The 23,981-nt window shown below is 34.8% G+C and carries 30 protein-coding genes; 11 read left to right on the plus strand and 19 right to left on the minus strand.

Annotated features, from left to right (window positions below; all coding sequences use genetic code 11):
- Nucleotides 1-5 precede the first annotated feature (5 nt).
- The 5 genes from NSQ08_RS22545 to NSQ08_RS22565 form a co-directional block, all read right to left on the minus strand.
- Nucleotides 6-290, minus strand: a complete 285-nt coding sequence (locus NSQ08_RS22545) for an ABC transporter permease subunit (RefSeq protein ID WP_306302657.1) — start codon at nt 288-290, stop codon at nt 6-8.
- A gap of 152 nt (nt 291-442) precedes the next feature.
- Complete coding sequence (locus NSQ08_RS22550; RefSeq protein WP_340778935.1) at nt 443-2,509, minus strand: LTA synthase family protein; 2,067 nt, start codon at nt 2,507-2,509, stop codon at nt 443-445.
- Between the two features lie 186 nt (nt 2,510-2,695).
- A complete protein-coding gene (locus NSQ08_RS22555; RefSeq protein WP_340778937.1) occupies nt 2,696-3,316 on the minus strand; it encodes a YwbE family protein in 621 nt (206 codons plus the stop codon).
- A gap of 205 nt (nt 3,317-3,521) precedes the next feature.
- Nucleotides 3,522-3,752 (minus strand): hypothetical protein, encoded by a 231-nt coding sequence (locus tag NSQ08_RS22560; RefSeq protein WP_002034470.1) that lies wholly within the window; start codon nt 3,750-3,752, stop codon nt 3,522-3,524.
- An 11-nt stretch (nt 3,753-3,763) separates the two neighbouring features.
- Nucleotides 3,764-4,060, minus strand: a complete 297-nt coding sequence (locus NSQ08_RS22565) for a DUF3986 family protein (RefSeq protein ID WP_002034469.1) — start codon at nt 4,058-4,060, stop codon at nt 3,764-3,766.
- A gap of 120 nt (nt 4,061-4,180) precedes the next feature.
- Between NSQ08_RS22565 and NSQ08_RS22570 the strand changes: the two genes are divergently transcribed.
- From NSQ08_RS22570 to NSQ08_RS22580, 3 genes are read left to right on the plus strand one after another with little or no spacing between them, the layout of a single operon-like run.
- Complete coding sequence (locus tag NSQ08_RS22570) at nt 4,181-5,188, plus strand: ABC transporter substrate-binding protein (RefSeq protein WP_140152360.1); 1,008 nt, start codon at nt 4,181-4,183, stop codon at nt 5,186-5,188.
- A gap of 11 nt (nt 5,189-5,199) precedes the next feature.
- The gene (locus NSQ08_RS22575; protein WP_002034467.1) at nt 5,200-5,964 is read left to right on the plus strand and encodes an ABC transporter ATP-binding protein; all 765 of its coding nucleotides are present in this window, start codon (nt 5,200-5,202) and stop codon (nt 5,962-5,964) included.
- Entirely contained in the window at nt 5,957-6,763 is an 807-nt protein-coding gene (locus NSQ08_RS22580; RefSeq protein WP_033709532.1) for an ABC transporter permease, read from the plus strand. Before NSQ08_RS22575 ends, NSQ08_RS22580 begins: the two co-directional genes overlap by 8 nt.
- 34 nt (nt 6,764-6,797) lie before the next feature.
- Here the strand turns inward: NSQ08_RS22580 and NSQ08_RS22585 are convergent, their stop codons facing one another.
- A complete protein-coding gene (locus tag NSQ08_RS22585; RefSeq protein ID WP_002129567.1) occupies nt 6,798-7,025 on the minus strand; it encodes a hypothetical protein in 228 nt (75 codons plus the stop codon).
- 226 nt (nt 7,026-7,251) lie between these two features.
- Nucleotides 7,252-8,355, minus strand: coding sequence for a recombinase family protein (locus tag NSQ08_RS22590; RefSeq protein WP_340778948.1), 1,104 nt, complete (start codon nt 8,353-8,355; stop codon nt 7,252-7,254).
- A gap of 93 nt (nt 8,356-8,448) precedes the next feature.
- Between NSQ08_RS22590 and NSQ08_RS22595 the strand changes: the two genes are divergently transcribed.
- Nucleotides 8,449-9,120, plus strand: coding sequence for an HAD family hydrolase (locus NSQ08_RS22595; protein WP_340778950.1), 672 nt, complete (start codon nt 8,449-8,451; stop codon nt 9,118-9,120).
- A gap of 199 nt (nt 9,121-9,319) precedes the next feature.
- Here NSQ08_RS22595 and mutTA read toward each other — a convergent pair whose 3' ends face one another.
- Together mutTA and NSQ08_RS22605 are read right to left on the minus strand one after the other, a co-directional pair.
- Nucleotides 9,320-9,799: an antimutator 8-oxo-(dGTP/GTP)ase gene (mutTA, locus tag NSQ08_RS22600; protein ID WP_002015736.1), complete on the minus strand. Its 480-nt coding sequence runs from the start codon at nt 9,797-9,799 to the stop codon at nt 9,320-9,322.
- 84 nt (nt 9,800-9,883) lie between these two features.
- Nucleotides 9,884-10,201 (minus strand): hypothetical protein, encoded by a 318-nt coding sequence (locus NSQ08_RS22605; protein WP_002089150.1) that lies wholly within the window; start codon nt 10,199-10,201, stop codon nt 9,884-9,886.
- A gap of 83 nt (nt 10,202-10,284) precedes the next feature.
- Here NSQ08_RS22605 and ytzI point away from each other — a divergent pair, with 83 nt between their 5' ends.
- Genes ytzI through NSQ08_RS22625 form a run of 4 tightly spaced genes read left to right on the plus strand, consistent with a single transcriptional unit; the run spans nt 10,285 to nt 11,166 of the window.
- Nucleotides 10,285-10,434, plus strand: a complete 150-nt coding sequence (gene ytzI, locus NSQ08_RS22610; protein ID WP_012261873.1) for a YtzI protein — start codon at nt 10,285-10,287, stop codon at nt 10,432-10,434.
- A 1-nt stretch (nt 10,435) separates the two neighbouring features.
- Nucleotides 10,436-10,666 (plus strand): YczI family protein, encoded by a 231-nt coding sequence (locus tag NSQ08_RS22615; protein ID WP_012261874.1) that lies wholly within the window; start codon nt 10,436-10,438, stop codon nt 10,664-10,666.
- Nucleotides 10,667-10,680: 14 nt separating this feature from the next.
- The gene (locus NSQ08_RS22620) at nt 10,681-10,911 is read left to right on the plus strand and encodes a DUF3953 domain-containing protein (protein ID WP_256485404.1); all 231 of its coding nucleotides are present in this window, start codon (nt 10,681-10,683) and stop codon (nt 10,909-10,911) included.
- 24 nt (nt 10,912-10,935) lie between these two features.
- Nucleotides 10,936-11,166, plus strand: a complete 231-nt coding sequence (locus NSQ08_RS22625; protein ID WP_340778961.1) for a DUF3953 domain-containing protein — start codon at nt 10,936-10,938, stop codon at nt 11,164-11,166.
- A 39-nt stretch (nt 11,167-11,205) separates the two neighbouring features.
- Here NSQ08_RS22625 and NSQ08_RS22630 read toward each other — a convergent pair whose 3' ends face one another.
- The 8 genes from NSQ08_RS22630 to luxS all read right to left on the minus strand — a co-directional run bounded on the left by NSQ08_RS22630 (nt 11,206) and on the right by luxS (nt 19,902).
- Complete coding sequence (locus NSQ08_RS22630; protein ID WP_256485406.1) at nt 11,206-12,651, minus strand: glycoside hydrolase family 1 protein; 1,446 nt, start codon at nt 12,649-12,651, stop codon at nt 11,206-11,208.
- 48 nt (nt 12,652-12,699) lie between these two features.
- The gene (locus NSQ08_RS22635) at nt 12,700-14,136 is read right to left on the minus strand and encodes a 6-phospho-beta-glucosidase (RefSeq protein ID WP_256485407.1); all 1,437 of its coding nucleotides are present in this window, start codon (nt 14,134-14,136) and stop codon (nt 12,700-12,702) included.
- Nucleotides 14,137-14,230: 94 nt separating this feature from the next.
- Nucleotides 14,231-16,156, minus strand: a complete 1,926-nt coding sequence (locus NSQ08_RS22640) for a beta-glucoside-specific PTS transporter subunit IIABC (RefSeq protein WP_340778964.1) — start codon at nt 16,154-16,156, stop codon at nt 14,231-14,233.
- Nucleotides 16,157-16,336: 180 nt separating this feature from the next.
- Nucleotides 16,337-17,206 carry a BglG family transcription antiterminator LicT gene (licT, locus tag NSQ08_RS22645; protein WP_256485409.1) on the minus strand — a complete coding sequence of 290 codons (870 nt, stop codon included), beginning with the start codon at nt 17,204-17,206 and terminating at the stop codon, nt 16,337-16,339.
- Nucleotides 17,207-17,485: 279 nt separating this feature from the next.
- On the minus strand, nt 17,486-17,800 hold the full coding sequence (locus tag NSQ08_RS22650) for a DMT family transporter (RefSeq protein WP_256485410.1): 315 nt from the start codon (nt 17,798-17,800) through the stop codon (nt 17,486-17,488).
- Between the two features lies 1 nt (nt 17,801).
- On the minus strand, nt 17,802-18,497 hold the full coding sequence (locus NSQ08_RS22655) for a DMT family transporter (RefSeq protein WP_080448092.1): 696 nt from the start codon (nt 18,495-18,497) through the stop codon (nt 17,802-17,804).
- Nucleotides 18,494-19,258 (minus strand): MerR family transcriptional regulator, encoded by a 765-nt coding sequence (locus NSQ08_RS22660; protein ID WP_215588551.1) that lies wholly within the window; start codon nt 19,256-19,258, stop codon nt 18,494-18,496. Before NSQ08_RS22660 ends, NSQ08_RS22655 begins: the two co-directional genes overlap by 4 nt.
- A gap of 170 nt (nt 19,259-19,428) precedes the next feature.
- Entirely contained in the window at nt 19,429-19,902 is a 474-nt protein-coding gene (luxS, locus tag NSQ08_RS22665) for an S-ribosylhomocysteine lyase LuxS (protein WP_001141371.1), read from the minus strand.
- 128 nt (nt 19,903-20,030) lie between these two features.
- Between luxS and yidD the strand changes: the two genes are divergently transcribed.
- Nucleotides 20,031-20,267 (plus strand): membrane protein insertion efficiency factor YidD, encoded by a 237-nt coding sequence (gene yidD, locus NSQ08_RS22670; protein ID WP_000809328.1) that lies wholly within the window; start codon nt 20,031-20,033, stop codon nt 20,265-20,267.
- On the opposite strand, the gene NSQ08_RS22675 is transcribed toward yidD, so the two are convergent.
- On the minus strand, nt 20,264-20,827 hold the full coding sequence (locus tag NSQ08_RS22675; RefSeq protein ID WP_002089163.1) for a beta-class carbonic anhydrase: 564 nt from the start codon (nt 20,825-20,827) through the stop codon (nt 20,264-20,266). The genes yidD and NSQ08_RS22675 overlap by 4 nt on opposite strands.
- A 224-nt stretch (nt 20,828-21,051) precedes the next feature.
- Between NSQ08_RS22675 and cydA the strand changes: the two genes are divergently transcribed.
- Nucleotides 21,052-22,401, plus strand: a complete 1,350-nt coding sequence (cydA, locus tag NSQ08_RS22680; RefSeq protein ID WP_149191016.1) for a cytochrome ubiquinol oxidase subunit I — start codon at nt 21,052-21,054, stop codon at nt 22,399-22,401.
- Nucleotides 22,391-23,419, plus strand: a complete 1,029-nt coding sequence (gene cydB / locus NSQ08_RS22685) for a cytochrome d ubiquinol oxidase subunit II (protein ID WP_305926778.1) — start codon at nt 22,391-22,393, stop codon at nt 23,417-23,419. The genes cydA and cydB overlap by 11 nt, the downstream gene beginning before the upstream one ends.
- Nucleotides 23,420-23,584: 165 nt before the next feature.
- Here cydB and NSQ08_RS22690 read toward each other — a convergent pair whose 3' ends face one another.
- Complete coding sequence (locus NSQ08_RS22690; protein WP_002015747.1) at nt 23,585-23,818, minus strand: spore germination protein; 234 nt, start codon at nt 23,816-23,818, stop codon at nt 23,585-23,587.
- Nucleotides 23,819-23,981: the final 163 nt, after the last annotated feature.

Here is a 23,981-nt window from a genome sequence, read left to right on the forward strand (position 1 = left end):
TTTTCTTAACTACCTTTTGCACGAGCAAATTCCACATATGACTTATTCTTCTCTTCCATTAAAAATAAAACGATAATGCGGAAAAAATGAAGAGTTGGAACAATTGTCATACAAAGAATAGATAAAAAATAAACACGCTCATCGTTAAACGCATAAATACTAACCACTCGAAATCCTGTTTGTTTATAAATCCACACAACAAATAATTGTAAACTAAAAACTAATAATAGATCTGGAACTGATTCTATTAAAATTAAACAAATTGTCCAATTATATACTAGATGAAAAATTCACACACTTCTCACAAATCAATTATTAAAACGACCCTATTTTAATTTATACTAAATGTACAAGTAATACTCCCTAAACCTAGCTTGTCTGATTATCCCGTTAAATACTATGAAAAAAGAACTTGTATCGTATACAAGTTCTTTTTTGTCGCCTATTTAAATAATATATCCTTACTATATTGCTTTCCGATGAGTAAGTCATATTGAATAAACTCATATTGCTTTAACATTTCTTTTTGTTTTTCTGTTAAACTTTTTATTGCTTCTCCGTCTTTTCCTATCTTCAATTCATCACGAAGTACGGGAATTTCTCCATATAACTTCGATAAAAATTGATAGAATGGTACCTTATTTAATCCAGCATAATCAAAGACAAGATTTGAAAAATAGATTGGACTTACTAAACCTAAATTGTCATTTGGCATATCAAAATTTGCATACATTAATAACGGCGTTTGCGCCATCGCTAATCGTTCACTTGGCGTTTTTTCATTTGTTATATAACCAGTCTCTTTATAAAGAGATTTATTTGTTCCTAGTGATGGGAGATGGTCCCCAAAGAATACTAATAATGTAGGTCTATCTAAATTATCTAGCTCCTCTATTAAATATTGAAGAGCTTCATCTGAACGTCTTAACCCTTCTGTATAAGTCTCTAATTCAGCCTTCGACTCTTCATTTTCTAATCCACTAATCTCTATTTGATTTTCACCAAATCTTCCTTCTGTAAATGGAAAATGATTTTGCATCGTAACTGCATGAACAAACGTAGGTTTCTTTTGCTTCTCTAATTCAGCTATTATCTCTTTACTCATAGATAAATCGCTAATATAATCTCCATCAACTTCTACATTTTCCATCGTATCTTGTGCATTAAACTTATCAAACCCTAACACTTTATATACATCATCCCGTTTAAAGAATGAGCGACCGAACGAATGAATTGCACTTGTATAATACCCTTCTTTTTTCAAAGCTCGAGGAATTGATGGAATTTCTTTCTTATTTGTAACAACTTGCTGATATGGTATAGATCCTGGTTTTAACAAACTCATTGAATAACTCGTTAATACCTCAAATTCAACGTTCGCAGTATTTCCTCCAAATGCAGGAGAAATAGTTTGTCCACCAGGAAAACTTTCTATATAATGATGCAAATTAGGTAAAGGATCTTCACTAAAGGACAGGTTCGTTAACTTCGTTGGATCCCAAAACGATTCACTCATTACAAAAATAATATTCGGTTTCTCTTTTTGCTTCTGCGCCCCTATATTGCTACTATATTGTTTCTTTATATCGTTTGCTATTTGAAGCATATTTTCTTTTGAATAATCTTTCGGCTTTTCAATGACTGTCGTATCTAAATTACTTATAAATCCTAGCACAAAACCATTTGAAGCATAATTTTCATTTTGATTCCACAAAATGAACTCTATACCTGACTTTTGAAACCATTTATTCAAAAACGTATCCGTAAAATTACCATACACATATAAAATAAAAACGGATCCTATTATAAATAGAACTCGTACGCCTGCATGAACTTTTACATTTTGAATATACTTCCTCACATACATACCCGCCAAAATACAGACAACAACACTTACAATAACGAGAAGAATATAACCCCAACTAAAATAATCCATCACCATTGGTATAACAGATTGCATATGTCCAATCTGTGTAAAATCAGAAGGATATAGTGGGTCTCCCCTAAAAACAATTTTGAAGTGATTTACAATAACCAAAATGATTAGCAAAATGCTTGTCAAAATAGTACTCAAAAAAACTTTCCCAAGCACGTTATACACCAAAACATATATCGCATAAATTACAATTAAACTAAATATAAACTGTGCGTTATAATTGTAAATCCAATTCAGTGTATTTACGAGATTCATATTATTTTGCGTGAAAATAAAAAGCAAAGTAACCACATGGGCTACTAAAAACATTCTAATATAAATCCTAATAATCGGTTTAAATTTATTAACTATATCTTTATTCAAATGCGCAACATTCAATAGTACAATCCACATCAAAATTGTCATTATACTTAAGACAATTTTTTGATTTAACATATCTTTCATTGTATCTAAACTAAAATATTTTAAAATCAAGTAAATTGTGGGTACTACATATAGGGTTACTAGACCACTTAACATCGCTGAAATTAATATACTTCTTCTTGGCTGATGAAATGAAAAATTCCCCCTCAATTCATTCCCTCTTTTCTGTTTATTAATTTCACCCCGCACCGTAATAAAATATTACTTATATAAACATAACATATTATGTACACAACGTCTTCTCATGTACACCCTCCGTATAATGTCATCTGTTACCTCTTGTACATACCGAATGAAAAAAAGAGATTTCCTAAGAAAGGAAATCTCTTTTTTTCATTACCCAACACTTTGCACACGGCCAATTTGTCCATCTTGTAATCGAACTTTAATTCCGTACGTATGTGTTTCTGTATTTGTTAAAATATCTTTCACAACACCACTCACTGTTTTACTATAATCTTTATCTAATTGAATAACCACATGTGAACCAACCGAAATTTGTGATCTTGTCGGCTTCCCACCTGTTGCTTGTGTTGTTTTTTCTTGTTTTTGTGTTCTCTCTTGTTGTGCAGACTGTTGCTGCTGAGCCTTCTGTTGCTCTTCTTGCTTACGCTTTTCTTCTTCTACTCTTTGCTGCCCTTCTTGCTTACGCTTTTCTTCTTCTACTCTTTGCTGCTCTTCTTGCTTACGCTTTTCTTCTTCTACTTTTTGCTGCTCTTCTTGCTTACGCTTTTCTTCTTCTACTCTTTGTTGTTCTTCTTGCTTACGCTTTTCTTCTTCTACTTTTTGCTGCTCTTCTTGCTTACGCTTTTCTTCAGCCTTCTTATCTTCTTCAACTTTTTTCTCATCTATTTTCTGTTCTTCCGCCGCCTTCAGCTTGTCCTCTTCATCTTTACAAGCTGTTAAAACAACTACACATAAGCCCGTAAGTAATAATAATAATAATTTCTTTAACATTAAAAAATCCCCCTATATATACATTACAAATAATGACCTTTAATAGAATAACAAATATGTATGAACCCACTTGTCGTAATTTGTCGTATGTATTGGATTTTCTATGTAACACTACATGCTACAAATAGAAAAGAACCTGTCACATGACAGGTTCTTTTCGTTATTTATTATGAACGGGAAAATGACGAAATGATTAGTATGTTTACTATACAAGAGGAAGCATCCATATTTTCCATATGATACTTACGATTACTATAAGTACAAAATCAAACAAATCTAATCTCGGACCCTTTTTCATAGTCATGTCTAGCCACATATGAATCCATTTCATTTCCTTATATTTATGAATATTTTTCTTTGCGAATCGGTAAGTGAGCACTTGCATGATGTAAATTCCAATTACACAAATAAGCAATAAGATGAGAAATTCAAACACAAAATTCCTCCCTATTTTTGAAGCGTTCTTTCTACTATATGGTTCTTCAAAACCCATTCCTCAAACTGAGCACTTCCAAACTCCCAGCTCAAATCACGAGCATGTACAGAAAAAACGTAATAACCAGCATATTCGTCCATAAACCGACCTGTCTCTATCTCCTCTTTCTGAAGACCGTATACTCCAAAATTAAAATACACATCCCACACGTCTTCATGCTTCCTCTTATAAGCAATCGATTCCATATCACATTCAGTTCCGAAATAATCAAGATGTAAATGTACGCTATCATCGTATTCGTAATCCATTTTATCACCCCTTATATTTGTACTTCTTTATTACCCGAAAAATTCCTGCTATCTATACTCACATATGGGCACTTACCTACATATTATGCTTGTAGATTGACTTCTAGGAGGTGTCATATAGTGAAAAAATTAATAACCGTTTTTTGCATCATGTTACTAGCTGTTTTCACATTCGCTGCTTGTAGTAGTACAAAGGAAAGTACGAAAAAACAAGCTCAAAAAATTCGCGTTGGCGAAGTTACACACTCTCTTTTCTACGCACCATTATATGTTGGAATTGAAAAAGGATTTTTTAAAGATGAAGGCTTAAATATTGACTTACAAACAACAGCTGGCGGAGATAAAACGATGACCACCCTTTTATCTGGCGGAATTGATATTGCTCTCGTTGGTTCAGAAACGTCTATTTATGTTCATCAACAAGGAGCAAAAGATCCTGTCATTAATTTTGCGCAGCTTACACAAACAGATGGTACATTTTTAGTTTCCCGTAAAAAATTAGACTCTTTTAATTGGAACGACGTAAAAGGCGTTACGTTTTTAGGACAGCGTAAAGGCGGCATGCCGCAAATGGTTGGTGAATACGTTTTAAAGAAAAATGGCATTGACCCTCGCAAAGATACGAACTTAATTCAAAATATCGAGTTTGCTAATATTGCAAATGCCTTTGCATCTGGTACGGGAGAATTTGTACAGCTCTTTGAACCGACTGCAAGTATACTTGAAAAAGAAGGAAAAGGTTATATCGTCGCGTCTTTCGGAGCTGAATCTGGTACTGTCCCTTATACAACGTTTATGGCAAAAGAAAGTTTCTTAAAGAAAGATAAAGCTGCTGCAGAAAAATTCACGCGCGCACTATATAAAGCGCAGCAATGGGTTGATACACATAGTCCAGAAGAGATTGCCGATGCCGTTTCACCACTATTTAAAGACACTTCAAAAGACATTTCAGTAAAAGTAATTGAACGCTACAAAAAACAACATTCATATGCGACAAATCCATTATTAGATGATGTAGAATGGAAACAACTTCAAACGATTATGAAAGAATCTGGTGAATTACAAAAAGAAGTTCCACATGAAGCGCTCGTCAATACAAAAATTGCCGAAAGCGTTATTAAGAAATAGAGGCGAAGTGTATGAGCTTTTTACAAATACGTAACGTTTCTCACTGCTTTTTTGCAAAAGAAAATGCCAAACTTATTCTTGAAGATATGAGTTTGCAAGTAGAAGAAGGCGAATTTATTTCAATCCTTGGTCCAAGTGGTTGCGGAAAAACAACGCTCCTCTCCATCATCGCAGGGCTACTTGATCCAATTGAAGGTATCGTATTTTTAGATGGTGAACCAATTACAACTAAGACCCCCTCTATGGGCTATATGCTCCAGCAAGATTACTTGTTTCCGTGGAAAACAATTGAAGAAAATATTATGCTCGGACTTCATATTCGGAAGGTTTATGATGAAAATACGAAAGAACATACATTAAAGCTTTTAAAACAAGTCGGCCTATATGATATAGAACAGCAATACCCTCGTGAACTATCCGGTGGTATGCGCCAACGTGCTGCACTCGTTCGAACATTAGCGACCGACCCAAAAATTTTATTGTTAGATGAACCATTTTCCGCTCTTGATTATCAAACAAAATTAAAACTAGAAGATCTCGTCTTCACATTACTACGTAACTATAAGAAAACATCCCTACTTGTGACACATGATATTGAAGAAGCAATTGCGATGAGTGATCGTATTTATTTACTGCAGGCGAACCCTGGAAAAATCGCAAAAACATTCATCGTTCCAGAAAGTATCCGTTCCTTATCGCCGTTAGAAGCACGCCACCACCATGACTTTCCATCCCTCTTCCAAGAAATATGGAAGGAGCTGGAACGACTTGGATAATATAAAACAACTACATGAACAGTTTCGAAAAAAAGAAAGACAACATGCATGGTTAGCTCGCTCTTTACAACTTGTACTTCTTGTTCTTTTCTTTGCAATATGGGAAATAGCTAGTAAAAAAGAATGGATTGATCCTTTACTCTTTAGCTCTCCTTCAAGTATTTGGGATCTCTTTTTAACGAAATGGATTGACGGTTCACTTTGGGTCCACATATGGACGACATTACTTGAAACAGGAGTAGGCTTCATTCTCGGAACTGTACTCGGAGCTATTATTGCTACTCTCCTTTGGTGGATGCCACTTTTGGCCCGCGTACTTGATCCTTATCTCGTCGTCCTAAATGCAATGCCAAAAGTTGCACTCGGTCCAATCATCATTGTTATTTTCGGTCCAAATATTTCATCCTCTATCGCAATGGGGGTAATCATCTCCATCATCATTACCATTCTCGTTATTTACAGCGCATTTCAAGAAGTCGATTCCAACTATATTAAGGTCATGGACACATTTGGCGCAAATAAATGGCAATGCTATAAGCACGTTATTCTCCCTTCATCTTTCCCTGCAATTATTTCAACGTTAAAAGTAAATGTTGGCTTATCATGGGTCGGTGTTATTTTCGGGGAACTCCTCGTTTCTAAACAAGGACTTGGCTATTTAATTAGCTATGGATTCCAAGTCTTTAACTTCACACTCGTCTTGCTCAGTGTAATGCTCACTTGCGTCCTCGCAACTCTTATGTATGTATTTGTCGAGGCATTTGAAAAACTCCTTATTGGAAAACGAAAAAAAAGCTGACTTAGAGCGATATGCTAGAGTCAGCTTCTTTCTCTTACCTTTTATCACACATTTTTGAATCATCTGCAATATTCCCATTAGCAACCGTAACTGTATGGAAACAATCTTTCACACGCACCGTAACGACATTATCTTTTCGATCAATAATATGATAATCATTAAACTCTTTATTTAATGCACTACGAATTTGCTCTCCTTCAAAAATCGGAAAACCGTGAGACATTACCCAAATGAGACCAGCAACAGCAAGAATCGTTTTCATACGTTTCATTACCTCCTCGAGAGTAAACTTATAGCCCCTATACTATGCGCATTATAATTGTGTCTAATTTGTGACGTTTTTATACTAATTCTATTTTAATGATTCAGTTCCTTCTTCTTTTTTAAAAAAAGACAGAATTTTCAATTTTATCAACATAAAGAAACGCAAAGAACTATAATTCTTCACGTTTTCCCTTGGCTAAAATATATCGATCACATAATTCGCATTAGTGTCCACTTGGTTGTTCTATCGTTTTCGAAACATCATATAATCCCGCTAACACTTCCGCTCTCATTTTTACAAGCTCGGGGAATTGATAGAAGAAGATAATTTTTTTATATTTTAATTCTGTTCCTTCTTTCACCTTTTTTGAATCTTGTAAAATAAACGCTGTAAATGTATCCGCAATATCCTCTGCCACATTTGTCGTCCCATACAGTGAAACAAACTCACCATGCTTTTCCTTAAAAAATTCAATTTGAGCTTCTTCGCTTTCTTCCACTTTCTTTTCTGTCCACTCCTGGTCAATTGGTTTCCAGAAAGAATTATAAAATTGATTTATATAAGAGCTCTCCTTCGCACATCCTTCTTGTAAGAAAAGAGATTTACATTTATTTTGGTATGATGAAATATCTTTATCTTCTTCAAAAGCCTTTAAGTACTTTTCATTTACTGGTATTTGTTTATGTCCCAGCGTTAATACGTGAGCCGTCTCATGTATTAATGTTTTCATCACTTGATCGATATTTACTGCAGAATCAAGCGTATCTAAACTAATGGTCCACTCTTTCGGATACTCCATACTCGGCATAACATGAGCCACAATTCCATCGTATCCATCTGTTACCATATCAAACTCTTTTATGTCAGTGCGATACTTAGCAGGAATAAGCGTGCTATACATCTCCCATAACGATTCATGATAATCCCTATCTTGACGTTGCTTTAATACTTCTTCTTTCGCGTCCTTATCCTCCGCAAAAGCCTTATTCAATCGTTTGCGATCTAGTTTATCGAAATAAGGATCTACAATTTCATCACCATCGATATAATAAGAAGCTAAAAAGAAATAATTTTCATCATCCTTTTTTTTCATATCGTTACTTGAATGTCCTTCTAAATCATAATCCTCTAGTACTTCAAGTTCTGAAAGTCCATCTATCTTTTTATATACTTTTTGAAGTGTTTTATCACCTATTTGTGTGCATTCTTCTGTCGTTTCGCACACATCTTTTTTCTCTCTTTTCGAAGTTTGCTCCGACATATCACATCCAGCTACTAAGCCCGTTGAAATCATAAAACACATTAACTTGCCATACAGTTTCTTCATACGCACCTCCATTATTCCATTCTACAAAAATATCATAATCATTTTTTAACGAATATGCGATAATTAATTATAAAAGCTGTATGGAGGTTTCCCATGATTCGAGCAATCTTATTTGACTTAGATGGAACACTATTAGATCGTCGCCAATCTCTAGAGCAATTTATTCGCGATCAATATAATCGCTTCGCCTTTCATTTGATAAACATAGAAAAATTCGAGTATTGCTCTCGTTTTCTCGAACTCGACAATAATGGTTACACGTGGAAAGATAAGGTATATTCCACTCTCCTTTGCGAATACAACATTACCACTTTAACGCAAGAGCAACTGCTGCACGACTACATTACAAACTTCCAACATCATTGTATTCCTTTCCAAAACATGCATGAATTACTTCAACAACTAACTCAGCGAAACATTAAAATTGGTATTATTACAAACGGCTTTACTAAATTTCAGATGAGCACCCTTCGAGCACTAAACATACATACGTATACAAACACAATTTTCATTTCAGAAGCAGAAGGAATTAAAAAACCACATCCTGAGATTTTCGAACGAGCTTTGCAAAAGCTAAACGTAAAAGCAGAAGAATGCCTTTACGTTGGAGACCATCCAGAAAATGACGTAATAGGAGCTGAACAAATAGGCATTCTTGGCGTTTGGAAGAGAGATTTATTTTGGGGTGACTTTGAACATTCACGTGTGGTGGATGATTTGTTAGAAGTGCTTTCGTTTTTAGGGGCGGAGAGAAAAACAATATAATAATAAATAAATTATATCAGCGATTTTTCGAATATATCGACCGCAACTCCAAATATATCAGCGATTTTTGAAATATATCGATTTACCGACAAAAAGTGACAATAGTAAGTGGATACTTTCATTCCCAAATGCCTCCCTAAAAGTAAAGATATATTCACACCTTTTTTGGGTATTTAATCAAAAAAAGAAACCGGCCACTTTACTTCGTAAAACAGCCGATTTCTTCTATATGTTTCATCGTACGCGCTAATACATCATCGCGCATAATAAAGCTAAATTTTCTATCAGTTTTAATATTATCAGGAATGTCTTTTAATAAAACAGACCCTTTCGTTTCTTCGTAATGCGTATGTTGCTCTACCGCACTAATTGTTGCAAAATAAATGTTTTTAATGATTATTTTGTCTTTTCCGGATACTTTGTATTGCCCTAAGTAAGTTAAATCAGAAACTATGCCGCCGGTTTCCTCATGAACTTCTCGAACTGCCGCTTCTTCCGGTGTTTCCCCGAGTTCTACTTTACCACCTGGAAATTCAAGACCACGGCGTAAATGATGCGTTAATAACCATTGATCCCCGTACCGGCATACAACCCAAACATGCTTTGGCTCAGGAGAAAATGGGTAACGTTCAAACGATAATTGTACAGTGTTGTGGTAATAATCTTTAAATTTGTACATGCCATTACTCCCCTATTGATGATTACAAGTTTTTCCTACCACAAATTGTAGCATATTCTCGCTTTTCTGCATAATATTATCCAATTACAATCCATTGATTATTCCCATTTGTGCGACTAATTCTTTCGTTTCATGATTCCCTAGATCATAAATCATTTTATATGCTTTTTGTAGTTGTTCATCATATCGATCATTATTCGAATCGTGATGATACTCAACGAATGGAACGTGGGAGCGTACATACGAACCTAAGTCCTCTTCATACGCTTGATCAAAATACTCTCTTAACTCCGTAATCTCTTCGTCATTTGCATAAATTTCAAAATTATACGTATCCGCCGTCTTCACTTGCGAAATTTGACCATTTCCAACTGATATATAATATGTTTTTTTATTCTCCATGTAACACCCTTCTTTCATCCTTTTAATTTCTATTGTTTTCATCAATTACAAAATTATGTAAAATAAAGAAAAGGAGGGATTTCATGCTCAAAATATTAATTATCGGCATTATAATCGTACTGATCATATTAGTACTCTCCGTTATGACGATTAATAAAGGCTACGCATATAAACATTCTGTTGATAAGCCCGAAGACAACCCTTACTCGAAAAATAATAAGGAGGAATCATAGTATGCTTCGTATACTTCGCATCGCACTCGCACTCACTGTGATAATTATGTCGGCAATTGGGCTCTATACAGGTCAAAATAACTTTCTACCACTTTCACAATTTCTATTAGGAGCTTTAATGTTTCTCATCGCAATTGAGCAAATAAAAAAGAAGGATTCAGGAACCGGATTTATTTGCATTGTTGCTGGAGCATTCTCTTGGATTGTTCTCATCATTACATACATAAAATAGAAGGAGGATTCTTTATGCTAAAAGGAGTTCGAATTACTTTTTCACTTATCGCTTTATCTATAGCAATCTATGGTTTTATTACTGGAAATAGAGGAATTATCCCTTATATGTTTATCTTTTTAGGCGGTATGGCTTTCATTGTAAGTATAGAGGAAATGATGGAACATAAAAAAGTAAGTAGTACACTCGTTTTTTTAGTCGGTGCAGCAGTTTTATATCTAGGTATCTCAGAAATACTTCGTTAATTTGTCTATTTAAAGGAGGATTATATGTTAAAAAACATTCGAATTATACTAGCAGCTGCTTCTCTTATTCTTGCTTTATTTAGCCTCTTTGCAAACCTCCCTATGCTTTTACCATTCGTATTTATCCTTTTAAGTATTATGTTTATCCTTTTTAGAATTGATGAAATAGAAGAGCAGCAAAAAGCAAAAGCATTTGTTTATTTTCTCTGTTTTGCTGCTACTTTATATGTTGGAGTGTCCGGTATACTTCCATAAAAAAGAAGAGCATTCCTGCTCTTCTTTTTTAAACTCGTATTAAAGTATTTCTCCATTAGTATTAATAACGTCTTTATACCAGAAGAACGAGTCTTTCTTTTTACGCTCTAACGTTCCAGATCCGTCATCATGTTTATCAACATAAATGTAACCGTAGCGTTTAGACATCTCTCCTGTGGACGCACTTACTAGATCGATACATCCCCAGCTCGTATATCCAATCATTTCAACGCCATCTTCTTGTATCGCATCACTCATTGCTATCATATGCTCACGTAAATAGTTAATTCGGTAATCATCATGAATTGTACCGTCTTCTTCTATTTCATCATAAGCACCTAAACCATTCTCAACAACAAAAAGTGGCACTTCATATCTATCATATAATTTATTTAATGAAATTCTTAAGCCAGCCGGATCAATTTCCCATCCCCAATCACTCGCTTTAAGGAATGGATTTTTTATACCTGCCATAATATTTCCTTGCGCCTTTTCTTGCTCAGTCTTCTCTTTTTTCTCCGTACGAGACATGTAATAGCTGAAACCGATGTAATCCACTGTATGCTCTTTAATTAACTCTAAGTCACCTTCTTGAATGTCTAATTCAATATTATTTTTTTTGAAATATGATTGAATGAACGTTGGATATTTACCACGAACTTGAACATCCGCACAGAAGTAATTAAATAAACGCTCTTCTTGAAGTGCATACAACTCACTTTGCGGATCACAATCATATGAGTAGACTGGAGCATATATAATCATACAACCTATTTGTGATTCTGGAATGATCTCGTGACAAGCTTTCACTGCAAGTGCACTCGCAACAAATTGATGATGGAATGCTTGGAATGTTGGCTCATATTTATCTTCTTCTTTATTAATAGAAAATCCAAGTCCCATAATCGGCATGATTAAACCGCTATTAATCTCATTGAATGTCATCCAATATTTCACTTTATTTTTGTAGCGATTCAATATAGCATTTACATATCTTTCGAAGAAACCAATCACTTCACGATTTCTCCAGCCACCATATTTCTTAACGAGGTTTACTGGCATTTCGTAATGAGAAATTGTCACAACAGGCTCAATTTTGTGTTTTTCTAGCTCTGCAAAAACGCGGTCATAAAAAGCTAATCCCTCTTCATTTGGCTCTAGTTCATCACCATTTGGGAAAATTCTTGTCCAAGCAATAGACATACGAAAAGATTTAAAACCCATCTCTGCAAACAAGGCAATATCTTCTTTATAACGATGATAGAAATCAATACCTTCATGGTTTGGATAATTGTATTTTGTTTTATCAATTTCAAAATTAAAACCAGGATCTTGCAATATTTTAAGACGTCCTTTTCCACCAGGTAAAACGTCTGCAATATTTAGTCCTTTTCCACCTTCGTAAAATCCACCTTCCATTTGGTTAGCAGCAGTAGCTCCGCCCCATAAAAATCCTTCAGGAAATCTTTTCGTTTGTTTTTTCATTACAATCCACTCCTCAGTTTTTCTTCTATATAAAGATAGCTTTAAAGATTAGATCAGATTTTCACCATTAGATTCAATCACTTTTTTATACCAATCAAAACTCTTCTTTTTCATTCTCTTTTTTGATCCGTTTCCTTCATTATCTTTATCAACATAAATGTAGCCATAACGCTTTTTCATCTCGCCAGTCGATGCGCTGACAATATCAATCGGTCCCCAGCTTGTATACCCTATAATTTCTACTCCATCTTCAATCGCTTCAGCCATTTCTATCACATGTTTCTCTAAATATTCAATTCGATAATCATCATGAATCTCACCTTCAGAAGTAACCTCATCAACAGCCCCAAGACCATTTTCAACGACGAATAAAGGCTTTTGATAGCGATCATACAACTGATTTGCAGTAATCCTAAAACCTTTTGGATCAATAGTCCATCCCCATTCTGATTTTTCTAGATAAGGATTTTCAATAGAACCAAATACATTTCCATTTATCATACTGTTTAATACTTTTGGATCCGTACTTGTTACCCTACTTGAGTAATAACTGAATCCAATATAATCAACCGTATACTTTTTCAAAATCTCTTCATCATCTTTTTCCATCTCAATTACTAGTTTATGATCCTTAAAGAATCTCTTCGCATATCCTGGATATGCTCCTCTAGCCTGAACATCAATAAAGAAGAAGGATTCACGATCTTTTTCCATTGCATTGAACACATCTTCTGGATTACATGTATGTGGATATACAGTTCCTGCCGCTAACATACATCCGATTTTGGCATTAGGTATAATTTCATGACAAGCTTTCACTGCCAGTGCACTTGCAACAAGCTGGTGATGCGCCGCTTGATATTGGATTTGTTTTTTATTCTCTCCCTCTTTAAATACAAGACCTGCACCTACAAATGGTAAATGAAGTAGCATATTTATTTCATTGAACGTCATCCAATATTTCACTTTATCTTTATATCTATTAAAAATAGTTTTCGCATACTTCTCAAAATAGTGTACAAGTTTTCTGTCTCTCCAGCCCCCATATGCTTCAACTAAATGTACAGGGACATCAAAATGAGCCATCGTAACAACTGGTTCAATATTATATTTTAATAATTCATCAAATAAATCATCATAGAACTGTAAACCAGCTTCATTTACAGCCTCATCGTTGCCATTTGGAAAAATTCTCGTCCAAGCAATCGATACACGTAGCGATTTAAATCCCATCTCTGCAAATAAAGCAATATCTTCTTTAAAATGATGATAAAAGTCAATTGAGTCATGTGAAGGATAGAATTCTCCTTCAATCGGCTTAAAGGAATTAAGGTTCCCGGCCATAACCTCCCAACGCTTTTCACCCGTTGGTAATAAATCAACCGTTGTTAACCCTTTTCCACCTTCTAAATACGCTCCTTCAGCCTGATTCGCAGCAATTGCTCCGCCCCATAAAAAACCTTTTGGAAATTTATTATTTAACATATCTAGCACTCCTCTACTCTATTGTAATTTCATAAAACCTCAATTGATGTGAATCATAATCAGCGAGGGATGCCCCGATGATTATCGTTTCACTTTATTTACTAATTACTTCGATTAAATTCTCACTAATTTTAATTGGATTTGCTTCCGCTACTACTACATCATATTTATCAGTATTCGTTATCACTACCGGTGTCGTTACAACATATCCTACTGCTTGAATCGCTTGTATATCGAACTCAATAAGTAATTGCCCTTTCTCTACACGATCTCCTTGCGCAATGTGTGAAGAGAAGTGTTTTCCACCAAGTTGAACTGTATCCATCCCGATATGAATCAGCAATTCTGCTCCATAATCAGTTACAATCCCAATTGCATGATTTGTTGGAAATAGTGCTGAAACTGTTCCTGAAAATGGTGCAAACAATTTACCGATAGAAGGTTCAATCGCAACTCCTTTTCCTAGCGCACCTGATGCAAAGGCTGCATCTTTAATGCTGGACAACTGTATTACTTTCCCTTCAAACGGGCTAGTAATGATGTTTTTTTCATTTTGAGATCCAACTTCTTTACGATTCATTTCCTTTGACGTAGCTGCCGCTTCATCAACTGTTGTAGCTATTTTTTCTTTATCAAATCCAAATAAATAAGTAAGAATAAATCCAAATACAAAAGAAACAATAATTGCAATAATAGCGCCCCAGAATGCCATAGTAATACCGGCTTTTGGATCAATGAAATTTGGAATACCGAATATACCGAGGCCACCTACCATATATACTTTTGATCCTGCAAGACCTAATATTCCTCCGCCAATCGCTCCACCAATACAACTCATAATAAATGGTTTTTTTAGTGGAAGTGTAATCCCATAAATCGCTGGTTCAGTGACGCCGAAGATACCAGAAATGAAAGCTGGAATACTAAGTGATTTTAATTTTTGTTGCTTCGTTTTCAGCCAAACCGCTAAAACAGCACCAATTTGTGCAAATGAAGCTCCAAACATAAGTGCTAAAACTGGATCTGATCCCAAAAGGGTAAGATTATTAATTGCTACTGGAACAAGTCCCCAGTGAAGACCAAATATAACAATTGCTTGCCAAAAACCACCGATGAAAAGTCCCGCTACTAATGGACTTAATTCATACAACCAAATCGTTCCTTGTCCTAAAAGCTGACCAGCCCATGTTGCAATCGGTCCGATAACAATAAACGTTAGCGGGATAACAAGAAGTAATGTACAGAACGGTACTAAGAAAGTTTTTACAACGTCTGGAATTAATTTCTTAAACGTCTTCTCTGCTTTCGCTCCTATGTAAGCTGCGATAATAATTGGAATAACTGATGATGCATAACTCATTAAAATAACTGGAATTCCTAAAAACGTAATATGAACAGGTGATTCAAACATCGTCCCTGCAAATAATGTATAAAGTGGCTTGCCTGTCGTTAATCCAGAAAGTGCTGGATAAACTAACGATGCACCTATTGCCATACCAATAAAAATGTTCCCGCCAAATTTCTTACTCGCTGTATAACCAAGGAAGATTGGGAAGAAATAAAATAGAGAATCTCCGATTGCATTTAATATTTGATACGTTCCCGATGTATTACTTAACCATCCCAGCGCTACAAACAGAGCGTTTAAACCTTTTATCATCCCTGTCGCAGCTAAAACTCCAAGAATGGGACTGAATATACTAGAAATTACATCAATAAATTGATTAAATACCCCTTTTTTCTTACTATCAGCCTCTTCAGGTGCTGACGTATGAAGATCACCAATCGTTACTACTGCTTCGTAAACATCAGGTACGTGATTTCCAATAACAACTTGATACTGTCCACCACTTTTCATAACAGTGACGATCCCCTCCATATTTTTCAAAACGTCTGTCTTTGCTTTTCCTTCATCTCTTAATTGAAAACGCAGACGGGTAATGCAGTGAACAACACTAATAATATTTTCTTTACCGCCGACATTTTCAATAATGTCCTTTGCTAATTGTTCATATTTCATATTTATCCCCACTTTCTATCACTTTTTTGTAAATAAAAAACCTGAGTCCAACTGAACATACACGCAAATAAGCTGCATGCTCAGTTTGACTCAGGTTATGCCCAACATAGGTAACATTCCTCTAAGTAATATGTAGTTTATAAATAATAACGATTATACATTTCTTCTCCAAACCTACTGCTATTTCCCCTCATCCACCATACGATTCGATGCATGGCGAAAAGTTACCCGATGAATGTGTAAAGTTAAATAAACAATTTCCTCATTTGAAGCACTCCAATTATAGACGCTTTGTAAATAATGCTTCACTTTTTGGCTACATTGAAAAGCTGATTGATACTTCAGCTGGATTTGCTCATAAAGGAATTGATCATCACCCTCAGGGGCATATTCTTTACGAGTAAATCGTATCGAGAAGAAACGAAGATGTGTTAAAAAGCGTTCATAATTAAGCGAGTTTTCATCCATTTCTATTTGAAAATGATATTTAACGATATTCAAAATGTTATTAACCACTTCAGTTGCTTGCACGACAGAAGCCATATTATCACTAGCTAATTGACCATTCACTAAGTGCAAAGCAATAGAAGCTGCTTCATCTTCTCCAAGGCGAATTCCTATATCATTTTCAATCATATGTAATGCATGTAGCGCTATTTGAAACTCTTGTTTATAATATTTTTTAATCTCCCATAGCAGTGCATTCTTGAGCTGTATACCTTGTTTATATCTACTAACTGCGAAACTTAAATGATCCGTCAGCGCAACATATAAATATTCATCCAATTTGTATGAAAGCTTAGATTGTGCATAGTTTATAATTTTTGAAGAAATATTTAAATATAGTTCAGACGTATCTTCTAATAATTTTGCAAGCTTTTCAGAAACTCCATGCTTCTCTAGCACAAATGTTTTCTCTATTTTCGAAACATCAATTGTCTCTCCTACTTTCTTCTGAAAAGCTAAACCCTTTCCCATAACGACAATTTCTTGTTTAAACTCATTATGCGTAATAGCAACATTATTGTTTAAAATTTTTTTTATTTCCATTCGCATTCGTCCTTGTTTTTTTATATTGCAGGCAAAAGGTTATAAAAAAAACCTAAATTTGCACATAAGAATAACGATACAGTTATCCTTATACAAATTTAGGTTTTGCCTGCCGAACAGTAACAATTCTTTTGGTTGTAAACGCTTTCCTTATTTTTAACATACTATTTCAGCTCTGTCAACGACTGGGTGTAGTTGTCACATAACAAACACAAATTATTCGCTGTCTCTATCCAATTCGTTTAATAAATCTAGTAATTTATTTCTGCCTTTTATTGCTTAACTCACCATTTTCAATCCAATAATCGTCCCCATAATTCCAACGATACAAATAATCCGAAAAGCATTTTTCGGCTCTTTAAAAAATAAAATACCGACAACCGCTGCACCGAGCGTCCCAATTCCAGTCCAAACTGCATATGCAATTGATAACTGAATTTCTTGGAGCGCCATCGTTAAAAATTGAAAACTAATAATAAATCCACCTATTAAAATAATATTATTCGTCCAATTATTATCTTTTGTTACTTTCTTTATCCCAATTACACCGACAATTTCAAAAAGCCCAGCTATAATTAAATACATCCACGCCATTTTATTTCACCTCTTCCTTGTCGCCACTAAATTTCAATCCGATAATAAATAGTGCTAATAAACAAACAAGGAAAATTTTAATAAACGAAAATGGCTCTTTAAAATATAAAATATCTACTACTATCGTTCCCACTGTCCCAATTCCAGTAAATACTGCATATGCCGTTCCAATTGGGATTCTTTTAGTTGCTTCAATTAATAGATGAAAACTAACTAAAATTGCAATAAGTGTCAAAATGCTCATCGAATTTGTTTTTAATCCTGTTGCCCAATATATTTCAATTAAGCCTCCAAATACTAAATACAGCCACGCCCTATTTGTACTAATCTCCTTTTTCTTTTTCACTTCTTCTTTTACCTCTTGTCGTGTTTCTTGCTTTAGCGAACTACGTTTCTTTTTCGGAAAAAAGATATACGACATCGCCCAAATAAAATGAATAATGAGCACCGATGTCCAAACACTGATAATGGTATTAACAGTTGCATTTTTATAAAAGCCTATTTGTTTATTCAAAATCCATTCTTTCATATGAAGAATATAAGATCCACTTGGTAACTCTTGAGCTGGTACAAGCCCTATTAGAAAAATAAATAAAAGCTGCGCAAGAATGAAAATGCCCACATGTTTATAAAAGTATTGCCGCTCTAATCGCGCGTGCTCCTTTCCATATAGCTTCTCTTTTTGCATAGCTGTCATTTATCTTCCTCCTTTTTCAAATAATAATCTACCATTTCATCTATATACTTCATTGTTTCCGAATCAAGTCCATATACTTTTGCAATCTCCCCCTCTTCAGGTCTAATTAATTCCCAATACTTATTTATTAATTGTTCATCTTCTTGAAATATATGCATGGAAAAAGCCACTACTTTCTCCGCCAATTGTTGAACTTCTGGTGAATCTACTGGTTCATTTATACGCTCGCGAATTTCTCTTAATACTTGCAGCCACTCTTTCGTTCTTTTATCGTTTTCTTCAAATGTTGGTAAGCCCTGAATAATCTGCTGCTCTTCCTCATTAAAATATCTTTTCCAAAATTTCTCCCTCTGATCAATTCCCTGTACTGATTTTATAAATAACATTAAATCTTCTGTTCTAAGCTCTCCTGTTAATTCAATGGAATGAAATGTTGTATATAGTAGCTTTTCTAAATCCTGTAATCTTTTTACTTCCCCTTGTATTGTTTGAATTTCATTTTGAATCGCATTTTTCCATCTTCCTTCTTCTGAAATCCCCTTTTCTTCTTTTAATACTTCTTTTATTTCTGAAAGCTTAAAACCAAGCTTTTTAAAAGTTGTGATTTGCTGCAATGTAATTACATCATCTTTTGAATAGTAACGATATCCTGAATCAGCAACATAAGACGGTCTTAACAATCCAATTTCCTCATAATATCTAAGTGTTCTCGTCGTTACATTCGTTTCTTTTGAAATTTCGCCAATGCTATACTTATCCATCATTTCCTCCCTTTACTTACTTTATTTATCCCTACTATAAACTTTGACGTATACGTTAAAGTCAATACTCTTCATAACATACATTTCTACAAATAAAAAAACTGCCCTTTCACAGGCAGTTTTTTTATTTGTAGGCAATAAGACTCTCACCCACTGATTAAAGTATCACTTTATCCAAACACTTTCTCAAGTTCATCTTTATCTTGGCTTAGCCAGAAGTTCATTAAGCGTTGTGCTCCTTCTAAGTCGTGAAGCTTCGCTTGGCCACATTGTGTTTCATTTGCAGCTGGAATTTCTGTAATTTGAACCGCATCTTTTAATGTTAGTTCTAATAAATCAATAATTTCTCGAACCGTTGGTGTTCCGCTTACTACAAGATAATATCCTGTTTGGCAGCCCATTGGTGAAATATCGATAATATCAAAATGCGGATAACGATCAATATATTTACGTAAATTAAATGCTAATAAATGTTCTAACGTATGAATAACATCTGGTTTCATTGCTTGTTTATTCGGTTGGCAGAAACGAATATCAAATTTATTTACAATACCGTCACTACCTACATTGTGGACTCCGCAATGTCTTACATAAGGCGCCTTTACAATCGTATGGTCTAATTCAAAGCTTTCTACTGATGGCATACAACATCTCTCCCGCTTTTAATTTAATTCCGTTATATCCAATATGATATAACGGAAATCGACATTAGTAAAGAATTATGTACTGTCGTGCTATAATACTTTAAGACTATGCTGAAAAGGAGACCATTATGAAACAGATTTTTATCGGTATTATACGCTTTTATCAAAAGTTCATTTCTCCGATGACACCGCCAACGTGCCGCTTTCATCCGACTTGCTCTCATTATGGATTAGAAGCGTTTCAAAAACACGGTGCCCTCAAAGGATTTTGGCTTACATGTAAGCGTATATTAAAATGTCACCCTTTCCATCCAGGAGGATTTGATCCTGTCCCAGATAAAAAGGATGACAAAGTAAATTCTTAATTTTCGTAACCATTTACAACTAAATCTAATTTTCCTGTGTCAGGATCTATAACAAGACCGTGAACAGGTACTTCTTCCGGAAGTAACGGATGGTTGCGAAGTATTGACACACTATGTTCTACACTTTCTTCTACACTAGAGAACCCTTGTAAGAATCTTTCTAAATCGATTCCAGAATAACGAAGTGTATCTAATTTCTCTTCTGTTACGCCGCGCTCTTTCATTTTTTCAATTGTACTGCTTGCTTGAATTTTTGCCATACCACAATCATGATGACCGACAACACATACTTCGTCAGCTCCAAGCTCATATACAGCGACTAAAATACTACGCATAATACTTCCGAATGGATGTGAAATAACAGCGCCTGCTACTTTAATAATTTTCACATCACCGTTACGCATATTCATTGCTTTCGGTAATAATTCAACAAGACGAGTATCCATACAAGAGATAATTACCATCTTTTTGTTTGGAAATTTCCCTGTTTCATACTCTTCGTATTTTTTCTCTTCAACAAATTTTTCATTGTATTGTAAAATCTCTTCTAATGACTTCATAGTAAAGAACCCTCTTTTCTCTCATTTACACTACATATATAGTGTACCAAAATTTGAAAAACTCAAAAAGGATATTGCTTTATAGTAAAAATAGGATGTTTTCAGATAATCGACATAATTCTTTCAAAATATACACACACCTTTGTAACAAGTCTCACATACTTTAAACGTTTTTTCACTATAAACTGATTGTAGATAATGTAAAAAAGGAGTGAATATTTATTATGTCCGACGTTCTGTTACTAAGTCGTTTTCAATTTGCAATTACTATTTTTTATCACTTTTTATTTGTACCTTTGACAATCGGACTTGTTATTTTAGTAGCATGTATGGAGACTCAATACGCCCGCACATTGAATCCAACATACCGCAAAATGGCAAATTTCTGGGGTAAATTATTTACAATTAACTTCGTAATGGGGATTATAACCGGAATTACGATGGAATTCCAATTTGGAACAAACTGGTCTGAGTACTCCAAATATATGGGAGATATTTTCGGATCACCTCTCGCAATCGAAGCACTCGTTGCCTTCTTCTTAGAATCTACTTTCATGGGAATATGGTTATTCGGTAAAGACAAAATCTCACCAAAGTTCCGTGCTTTCTGTATGTGGATGGTTGCACTTGGAACAAATATTTCTGCCCTTTGGATTATTACAGCAAACGGCTTTATGCAAAACCCCGTTGGCTATGTAGTACGTAACGGCCGCGCTGAATTAAATGATTTCTGGGCTCTTGTTACAAATCCATATGCATGGAATATGTTCTTCCATACTGTAATTGGTTGTTATATTGTCGGTGCTTTCTTCGTTATGGCAATTAGTGCATATCATTTACTACGTAAAAACGAAGTGGAATTCTTCAAAAAATCATTTAAGTTTGGCTTAATGTTAGGGTTATTCGCAGCAACAATTACACCATTTATGGGCCATCAATCTGGTGTATCAGCGGCTAAGTATCAACCAGCAAAAGGAGCTGCAATGGAAGCTGTTTGGGACACTGGAAAAGGACAAGGTTTCTCAATCATTCAAATTCCTGATGTGAAAAATGAAAAGAACTTTGAACTACTTACTATTCCAAAGCTCGGAAGTTTCTTCTATACAAACTCATTTGATGGAGAAATTGTTGGTTTAAAAGATATTCCGAAAGATGAACGCCCAAATGTTAACCTCGTGTATTATAGCTTCCGCTTAATGGTTGCACTTGGCATGCTCTTTATGGCATTAACTTGGTACGGTTTCTATTTAAACCGAAAAGGAAAACTAGAAAACTCAAAACGTTATTTAAAAATTACAATGTGGTCTGTCTTACTTCCGTACATTGCGATTAATGCTGGCTGGATTGTTGCTGAAGTAGGTCGTCAACCGTGGACAGTTTATAAACTAATGCGTACAGCAGAATCCGTGTCACCTATATCAGTTCCACAAATTTGGTTCTCATTAATTAGTTTAATATTGTTCTACACTTTACTCTTAATTGCTGACGTATACTTAATGCTGAAGTTCGCGAAAAAAGGACCAGCTGCATTAGAAGAACCTGCTACTGAAGGAGGTACAGCTCATGTCTCATGATATGCTTGCAGTCATCTGGTTCGGTTTATGGGGCGTAATTTGGACAGTTTACTTCATTCTTGATGGCTACGCACTCGGTAACGGAATGATTTTCCCATTCGTTGCGAAAGACCGACAAGAACGAAATCAATTACAAGAAGCTATCGGCCCGTTCTGGGGTGGTAATGAAGTATGGTTAATTACAGCTGGTGGCGCAACATTTGCTGCCTTTCCAGTCACATATGCAAATATGTTTAGCTACCTATATACACCACTATTTTTAGTATTACTTGCACTATTTGCTCGTGCCGCTGGACTTGAATTTATGCATAAGGACGATTCACCAATTTGGCAAAAAACTTGTAAATGGGCGTTTACAATTGGTAGTTTCCTAATCGCCTTCTTATTCGGTGTTACATTCGCTAACCTGTATTACGGGCTGCAAATCGGAAAAGATGGTTATGAAGGAACTTTACTTAGCTTACTAAACCATTATGGTATTTTAGGTGGTCTTTTCTTCACTGCTATATTCGTCGTATCTGGTGCCCTTTGGATTATGATTAAAACAACTGGCGAAGTATCTGATCGTGCTTATAAAATCGCAAGACCATTTTCAATGGCAGCTGCTATCATTTTAGCTATCTTCTATGTCGCAACTGCAAATCGTACAAATTTATTCCAAAACTTCACGGAATATCCTGTACTATTCATTCTTCCAGTACTTGCAATGTTAATGAGTGTACTCACACTTATTATGGTGTACAAACATAAAATCGGCCTTGCATTCACATTCGTTTGCTTAACAATCGCAATGTTTATGACAACTGGTTTTGCAGGTATGTTCCCAAGAATGTTACCATCTCGTATTAACGACGCTTATAGTACAACGTTATACAACGCAGCTGGTAGTCAATTAAACTTAAAAATTATGTTCTTCGTTGCAATCGTCATGGTACCAATCGTTATTGGATATCAGCTTTGGAGCTACAGCATATTTAAAAATAAAATTCATAAAGACTCTGCTAAAGGATATCACTAAAATGAAAAAGACACTTCGCTTGAAGTGTCTTTTTTTACGTATGATTTTCGATAAGATGTTACATTTCTAATCTAACAACTATGATAAAGAAGAATCACTAACAGCTCACAACTAAATTGTATCACAGGGCAAGCACATCATTTTATGCAATTTTACATATAAAAATTATAACGTAGATTGAATTACTTGGTCATACACATCGTTATCCGTTACATCTGCCGTACTAATACCACTGAATGTCCTCACATTTAGTCCCGTATTTGAAGATCCAGATCCATTATAAGCTTTCGTTTTTTCAATTGGATGTACGTTATATTTATCACCTAAGTTAATTGTCCCGTTACAGTTCTCAATAATAACCCCTTCAACAATAGCTGGCATTTTATCACCTACTTTCATTTCGTTACTTTTATTTTATGAACATCGCCTACAAAAATAGCATGTTTCAATAAGAAAAAGCACTCAAATTGAGTGCTTTTTCTCTAAGCATTAATGGCAAGTTTGGAGACAGTTGACTTCTTCAAAATTTTATTAGGGGTAATATTTTGAAAAAGAAAGCCTT

It is taken from the genome of Bacillus sp. FSL E2-8887 (genome assembly GCF_038007205.1).
Classification (GTDB): domain Bacteria; phylum Bacillota; class Bacilli; order Bacillales; family Bacillaceae_G; genus Bacillus_A; species Bacillus_A mycoides.